Origin of the sequence: Frigoribacterium sp. CFBP 13707 (assembly GCF_014842245.1) — a bacterium.
In the GTDB taxonomy this organism is placed as follows: domain Bacteria; phylum Actinomycetota; class Actinomycetes; order Actinomycetales; family Microbacteriaceae; genus Frigoribacterium; species Frigoribacterium endophyticum.
The window spans coordinates 1-6,617 of the sequence record NZ_JACYVL010000026.1; the positions used below are offsets into that span (position 1 = coordinate 1).

9 protein-coding genes and 1 pseudogene are annotated in these 6,617 nt (G+C 66.6%); 4 read left to right on the forward strand and 6 right to left on the reverse strand.

Annotation, left to right across the window (positions count from 1 at the left end):
- Both IFT45_RS16500 and IFT45_RS16505 read right to left on the reverse strand, forming a co-directional pair.
- Window positions 1-239 (reverse strand): GH25 family lysozyme (locus IFT45_RS16500; protein WP_371811070.1); only part of this gene is annotated, 239 nt, incomplete at its 3' end.
- A 254-nt stretch (window positions 240-493) separates the two neighbouring features.
- On the reverse strand, window positions 494-772 hold the full coding sequence (locus tag IFT45_RS16505) for a hypothetical protein (protein ID WP_192129525.1): 279 nt from the start codon (window positions 770-772) through the stop codon (window positions 494-496).
- A 231-nt stretch (window positions 773-1,003) separates the two neighbouring features.
- On the opposite strand from IFT45_RS16505, the gene IFT45_RS16510 reads away from it, so the two are divergent.
- From IFT45_RS16510 to IFT45_RS17975, 4 genes are all read left to right on the forward strand, one after another.
- A complete protein-coding gene (locus IFT45_RS16510) occupies window positions 1,004-1,279 on the forward strand; it encodes a hypothetical protein (RefSeq protein ID WP_192047021.1) in 276 nt (91 codons plus the stop codon).
- Window positions 1,280-1,581: 302 nt separating this feature from the next.
- Window positions 1,582-2,598 carry a LacI family DNA-binding transcriptional regulator gene (locus tag IFT45_RS16515; protein ID WP_185230609.1) on the forward strand — a complete coding sequence of 339 codons (1,017 nt, stop codon included), beginning with the start codon at window positions 1,582-1,584 and terminating at the stop codon, window positions 2,596-2,598.
- 33 nt (window positions 2,599-2,631) lie between these two features.
- Window positions 2,632-3,966: an MFS transporter gene (locus IFT45_RS17970; protein ID WP_192129527.1), complete on the forward strand. Its 1,335-nt coding sequence runs from the start codon at window positions 2,632-2,634 to the stop codon at window positions 3,964-3,966.
- Between the two features lie 3 nt (window positions 3,967-3,969).
- Complete coding sequence (locus IFT45_RS17975) at window positions 3,970-4,206, forward strand: helix-turn-helix domain-containing protein (protein ID WP_185230605.1); 237 nt, start codon at window positions 3,970-3,972, stop codon at window positions 4,204-4,206.
- Between the two features lie 226 nt (window positions 4,207-4,432).
- Here IFT45_RS17975 and IFT45_RS16530 read toward each other — a convergent pair whose 3' ends face one another.
- The 4 genes and pseudogenes from IFT45_RS16530 to IFT45_RS16545 form a co-directional block, all read right to left on the reverse strand.
- Window positions 4,433-5,083, reverse strand: coding sequence for a thioredoxin domain-containing protein (locus IFT45_RS16530; protein WP_185230604.1), 651 nt, complete (start codon window positions 5,081-5,083; stop codon window positions 4,433-4,435).
- A gap of 56 nt (window positions 5,084-5,139) precedes the next feature.
- Window positions 5,140-5,820, reverse strand: coding sequence for a cation transporter (locus IFT45_RS16535; RefSeq protein ID WP_185230603.1), 681 nt, complete (start codon window positions 5,818-5,820; stop codon window positions 5,140-5,142).
- A complete protein-coding gene (locus IFT45_RS16540) occupies window positions 5,817-6,170 on the reverse strand; it encodes a helix-turn-helix transcriptional regulator (RefSeq protein WP_185230602.1) in 354 nt (117 codons plus the stop codon). The genes IFT45_RS16535 and IFT45_RS16540 overlap by 4 nt, the downstream gene beginning before the upstream one ends.
- Window positions 6,171-6,209: 39 nt before the next feature.
- Window positions 6,210-6,617 (reverse strand): annotated as a pseudogene (locus IFT45_RS16545) (arsenic resistance protein); the annotation flags it as partial.

Genomic DNA, 6,617 nt, shown 5'->3' on the forward strand with positions numbered 1-6,617 from the left:
GCCCAGTTGTCGTCGAATCGGGGGTCTTGGTAGCTCGAGCCTTCCGTCGCTTTGATCCACGCGAAGTCGATGTCCTCCTCCGCCAGGATGTCCCAGTCGATCGTGCCCTGGTAGGCGGATACGTCGACGCCCTGCACCGGGTACCGGAGGGCTGCTGTGCGGGTGGGCCAGAGCGTTCCCGTGAAGAGGAGCGCGGCGACGACGAGCATGGCGAGGGCAACTGCGGCGGCCCCGAGCACAAAGCGGCGCTGCCGACGCGGTCGAGGAAGGGCGCGTGCTCTGGCTGAGGCGTCGTCTCTGTTTTCGTTGGGTTCGTTCGCGTCGGGCTCCACAGGACACGAGGCTACGGGTGCAGCGCTAGCGGGCACATCCTTGGACCCGCTACCAGTCCCGATAAACGATGGCAGAGCGGACGGTCGTATCTGTGGCACGCGGACGAGCCTTGACGGGACCTCCGTGCAGGCCGCGTCGCCTGCGACGTTGTCGATCCTTGCTAAGCGGGGTTGTTTATGCGTTTCCAGGCCACTTCCAGGGCCCCGACGATCACGTTGGGGATGACCACTGTCACCTTTGTGCCCGAGACGATCGCGACGACCACAGTTTCCTTGCCTACGTTCTCACGGGAAACGACGTCGAAGTCGTCAGGGACCACGCGCTTCATGTTCAACGGTCCGGGCGAACTGGTTGGCGCGGAGCCCCACAGAAGAAACCCCTGCTGGACTTCGGCGGCATAGGAGACGCCGTGCGTCGTCCACGACGAGCTGAAAGGCATGCTTAACAGTAGGGCGCACCCGGGTACCTCTCCTGCCCGGTGACGCCGTTCCCCGAGGCCGAAGAACCAGTCAGCGTCGTTCTCGCCACTGGAGCCCGAGGTGCTGAGTGTTTCCGTGTCTATTGCGGGGAGCGTTCTTCGTTTCCCGAGATGACTCACTCAGGAGCGGAGCGTCGGTGCGTGAAGTGGACACTTGTGTTTGGCCACGGCGGCGGTGGGTAGGTGTGGGTGATGGAACGTACGACGATGCACATCGATGGCCGCTCTCACTCCCTCGATCCGAGCCAGGACCTCGAGAAGGTCAAGGGGGACGTCGTCGAGGCGGTGCGTGCCGGAGGCGACTTAGTGCAGGTCACCGTTGCCGGAGGGCACGTGCTTGATGTTCTAGTGGCCCCGGGGGTCTCGGTCGCGTTCGAGACCGAGACTAATTTTAGCGAAGGGCCTGACGACGAGTTCGTCGCTTCGATCGACGCCATCGACTTCGATGACTACCTCCTCTTCCTCTGACGACAACGACGATGATGTCGTCGTTGTGATCTCGCAACTCCTAAGCCAATGCCTCAACGACGTCGATGAACATCCGTCCCGGTGGGTGGACCATGTGAGCCGGTTTCGTGACGAGATGCACGAGCTCAGCCGAAAGCGTCGATAGGGCAACGGGGTGACCACGCAGCCTTCTTGGTCGTGACTGACGCGGGTGCCCGATAGGGGATCAGCTATCGAGACGCTTGACCGGGTCAGGCTGTCGGTCCTGGTCGCTTAGTCTCGGTGACCAGTGATCTGCTGCGATGGGCCACTAACCTCGGTCCATGCCGTCACCGTCGCCCCGCGCCACGATCATCGACGTGGCTGAGCTCGCGAAGGTGTCGCGGCAGACAGTGACCCGGGCGTTGAACGACTTGGCGGACATCAGCCCGGCGACGAAGCAGCGCGTGCTCGATGCCGCCCGCACCCTCAACTACCGCCCGAACCGTGCCGCCCAGAGCCTCGTGCAGGGGCGACGGACGACCGTCGGTCTCATCCTCGACGACCTCGGCAACCCGTATTTCGCCGAGTTGGCCTCAGCGTTGTCCCGGGAGGCTGCTGAACGGGGGTGGAGTCTGCTGCTCTGTGACGTCGGGTCTGACCCGGTTCGTGGGCGCGCGCAGGTCGCCTCCATGATCCAAGGCGTCGACGCGGTGTTCCTGACGGGTTGCCGCAGCGACACGATGTCACTCCTGCCCAGCGAGGTCCTCGAGGGCACCGGAGTCCGCATGCCCGTCATCATGCTCGACGGGCCATCTCATCCGCGTCTCGACGCCCGGGTGGTCCTCGACATCGCACCCGCCATCACGACAGCTCTCCACCACCTCGAGGGACTCGGGCGCGCGAGCATCGCGTTCATCGGCTCGACGGAGGGGCCCGGTGACCGACGAGACCTCTTCCGTTCTCATTTCGCCGGCACAGGCACGGCGGGACCCGAGATCGAGGACATCGCTGACGAGGAGTCCATCGACGGAGGAACACGTGCAGCGCGACGTCTGCTGCAGGAACGGCCTGAGACCGACGCCGTCCTCGTCTACAACGACATCATGGCCATCGGTGTGTTGAAGGCCTTGGCCGGAGCCGGGAAGGCCGTTCCCGACGACATCGCCGTGATGGGGATCGACGGCCTCACGATGGGGAGAGCGGTGACGCCGGAGCTGAGCACGCTGAGCATCGACAAGGCCGAGATCGCACGAGCGGCCGTCGAGCTCCTCGACCGAGCTCTCGGTGCCGGCGGTGGAGGAGATGCTCCCGAGGTCGCCCGGGTGCCGCTGACGCTCACCCTCCGTCGGTCGGCGTAGCGACCTCAGTCGCGCCGTCGGCGCACTCGGTCGGTGCTCTCGATCGGCGACTGGACGCCGTCGACACGATGCTGTTACGGTTCTGCCGTGAACGTTCACGGTCAGACGACAACCAAGCTCACTTCCCATCCTGCAGGGGTCTCCTCGTGGCGCAATGCCGTCATGGTGCTCTTCGCCCTCGGGGGCATCGCGCTGTCCACCTGGGGGCCGCGACTGCTCAGCATCCGCGACGCCTTGGGCATCGGCGACGGCATCGTCGGCCTCGCCCTGGCTGGCGTCACGATCGGATCGATCACCGGCGTCGCACTGGCCTCGTACTCGCTGGCGCGATTCGGGCATCGCGGGGCGATCGGGGGTGCCGTCGTCCTGATCGCCGTCGGCATCACGATCCTCGGAGCAGGAGCCGGGCTCGCCAGCTCCGTCCCGGCCACGGTCGTCGCCTTCCTCGTCATCGGACTCGGCGTGGGCAGCTTCGACGTGATGATCAACGTCCAAGGGGCCGCGGTGGAGAAGGCCGCCGGCAAGACGTTGATGCCTCTCCTCCACGCGGCGTGGTCAGCCGGTGCCGTGGTCGGATCCGGGATCGGTGCCGGCGCGGCGGCCTTGGGGGTCGACTTCGTCTGGCAGTTCATCGGGGAGGCTGCCCTGATCGCCCTCGTGGGGCTCGGAGCCCTCCGATGGCTGCAGCTCCCGGCCCCGGAGGAGGCTGCGGCGTCTACGTCCGGCGAAGTCACACCATGGTGGGAGCGTCTGAGGCTCTCGGTCCGGCGCCTCCTCGACCCGCGCCTCCTGCTGATCGGCATCGTCATGCTCGGTGCGGAGCTCGGCGAAGGGACAGCGAACAGCTGGTTGTCGCTGTCGGCCAGCGACGGTCACGGACAGACCGAGACGGTCGCCGCGCTGTTCTTCACCGTCTTCGCCATCTCCGAGACATTGGCGCGGATCGCTGGTGGGCCTGTCGTCGACCGGATCGGCCGTGTCGCGACCATCCGTCTGACCACGGGCATCGGCGTCGTGGGCGTCGTCGTCTTCGTCCTCGGTGGGCCGCTGTGGCTGGTGTTGCTCGGAGTGGTCCTCTGGGCTGTGGGCGTCTCGATGGGGTTCCCCCTGGGCATGTCCGCGGCGGCAGACAGTGGTCCGAACGCCGCGGCGAGAGTCAGTGCCGTGGCCTCGATCGGTTACCTCGCCAACCTGGCCGGGCCGCCCGTCATCGGTGGCCTCTCGGAGGCCGTCGGCCTGCTGAGCTCGTTCTGGCTGGTTGCGGCGCTCCTCGCCGTGGCGTTCCTCGCCGCGGGCTCGTTCGCCACCCGGAGCAAGCCCCAGCCGGTGACCACTGTCCCTGCCTCGCGCAGGCCTGACCGGGAGTGACCCGTGCCGAGCGCACTGTTCACCGACCCACGTCCTGCGGCGCGTCTGGGGAACCTGATCCGAACAGCTCGAGTCGACAGGGGCATGCGTCAGGAAGACCTCGCCCGGCGGAGTGAGATCGCGACAGCTACCCTTCGGCGCATCGAGAGAGGCGAGGGCACCGGGCCGAGCGTCTTCGTCGTGATCAGGCTCCTGGAAGAACTCGATCTCGGTGTCGAGCACCTGAATGCGGTGACATAGGGCAGGGGGAGCCTTTGTCCTGTTGCCCTGATGACGTAACGGCGACGGAATGAGGGACAGCCAAGCGGGGCCGTCAAAAGCAATTGTTCTCAACTGCCCGGTAGACGAAAGTTCATCGAGATCAGTTTCGGACTGACCTATCGAGACGGCCAACGCCCTATAACTGCGGGGGAGTGGCTAGCCTTGGCCGTTGGTCGGTGACCGATCGTCTATCGGACAGCGCGCATCACCTTTCAGCCTCTACGGCGGACGCCACCGCGGCGCGCAACTCGTCCGGGGTCGACAGCTCGATCGGCTCGTCACCGAGGAAGATTGTCGGCGTCGCCTCCACCCCAAGTGCCATGCCGGCGTCGAAGTCCTGCTGCACCCGCGCCTCCGTCGACGGGTCACCAACGGCGTGGTCGTACTGGTCCATGTCGAGGCCCAGGTCCTCGGCGTAGCCGCGGAAAACGCCTGCCTTCGACTCCTGCTGCTCGCCCCACTCGGCCTGGGTCTCGAACATGCGCTGGTACATCGCCTCGAACTGCCCCTGCTCGGCCGCAGCCTCGACGGCGATCGCGGCGTTCATCGAGTTCTTGTGCCCCGGCAGCGGGAAGTACCGCGTGACGAAAGTGACCTCTCCCGCGTGGATGTCGCGCAGCTCCTCGACGACCGGGTGGACCGCAGCGCAGACCTCGCACTCGAAGTCGAGGAATTCGGTGAACACCACCGACCCGTCCGGGGCGGTGTCGAGACGGTGGCTGTTCTCCGCGACGACGGTCACCTCAGCCGGCTCCGCTTGTGGGGCTGCCGGTCTGACCAGGACGACGGCCGCGACCGTCGCTGCGACCACGAGGCCGCCGATCAGGGCGAGGTTGATCTTGGTGGTGCGCTTCATGGTTCTCCTGGCGGTCGCGGCACGCTTGTCGTGCCGTCAGGGGTGGTTAGAGCAGGTCAGCAGCAGTCGCAGGCCTCGACCTGGCGCTCGCCCGTCAGGGCCGATACGGGCGTCTTGCACACGTCGCCGCGCCACGCCTCGAGTCCTTCCCGGACTGCGAACACGACGATCACGAGGCCCGCCACAGGGTCGGCCCACGTCCACCCAAAGGCGAGATTGAGGACCAGGCCGATGAGGACGGCCGCGGACAGGTACGAGCAGATCAGCGTCTGCTTGGAGTCGGCCACGGCTGACGCGGAGCCCAGCTCGGTGCCGGTGCGACGCTCGGCCAGACTGAGGAACGGCATGATCGCGAGGCTCACTGCGGCGAGAACGATGCCCACGGGGGAGTGGTCGGGCTCGCGGATGCCAGTGAGGGCGAGCACCGCGTCGACGGACACGTAGGCGGCCAGGCCGAAGAACGACACGGCGATGACGCGCAGCGCCACCCGTTCCCGCTTCTCCGGGTCGGGGGCGGCGAACTGCCATGCGATCGCGGCTGCCGACAGGACCTCCACGATCGAGTCGAGGCCGAACCCGATCAGGGCGGTCGAGGACGCGACGGTGCCGGCGGCGATCGCGACGATCGCCTCGATCACGTTGTAGGTGATCGTGACGGCGACGATGATCCGGATGCGACGTTGCAGGAGCACCCGGCGGGCCGGCGCGAGTAGGGCGGGGAGCGTGGTCGTGGTCATGCGCCGGTTCCGCAGCAGAAGGGGACGTCGCAGCTGTCGTCGGTGCAGGGCTCTCCGTCGTCGACTGCGAGCACGACGTCGACGAGAGCGGTGAGCGCCTTAGTCAGGTGGGCGTCAGCAATCTCGTAGCGGGTCGACCGGCCCTCGGGGACTGCGACGACGATGCCGCAACCGCGGAGGCACGAGAGGTGGTTCGACACGTTGGACCGCGTGAGTTCGAGCTGCTCAGCCAGGGTTCCGGGGTAGTCGGGCTGGTCGAGAAGGTGGAGCAGGATGCGCGATCGGGTGGGATCGGCCATGGCGCGCCCGAGGCGGTTCATGACGTCGACGCGCGACGAAAGAGTCAGCATGCGCTGACTATACAGTCGTCGCTGACGCGACGCGACTGGCTAATGAGACGCTGGCCTCGCTGTCGCCGCTTCGATTCGCCCATTTGGGCTCGGGGCATAACGAGGAATGAGACGGACGAAGATCACCATGCCGATGAGCTCGACGAGGGTCTGGGTGACGACGACGACCGGAGCGAGAGACAGCGACGCCGGCAGGGCCAGCGCGAGCGGCAAGACCACGAGCGAATTCCTGGTCGCACCGCTGAACACCAGGGCACGGGTTGCGGGCACGTCGAGTCGGAAGATGCGGCCGGCGCCGATGCCGAGCGCTGCCATGGCGACGAGGAACGCGGCATAGATCGGCACCAGCACGAGCAGCTGCCCCAGGGAGTCTCCGACAGCTCCGGCTTGTGAGGCTACGACGGTGAACAGGGTCGCCATCATCAGCGGCACCATCAGGCCCAGCAT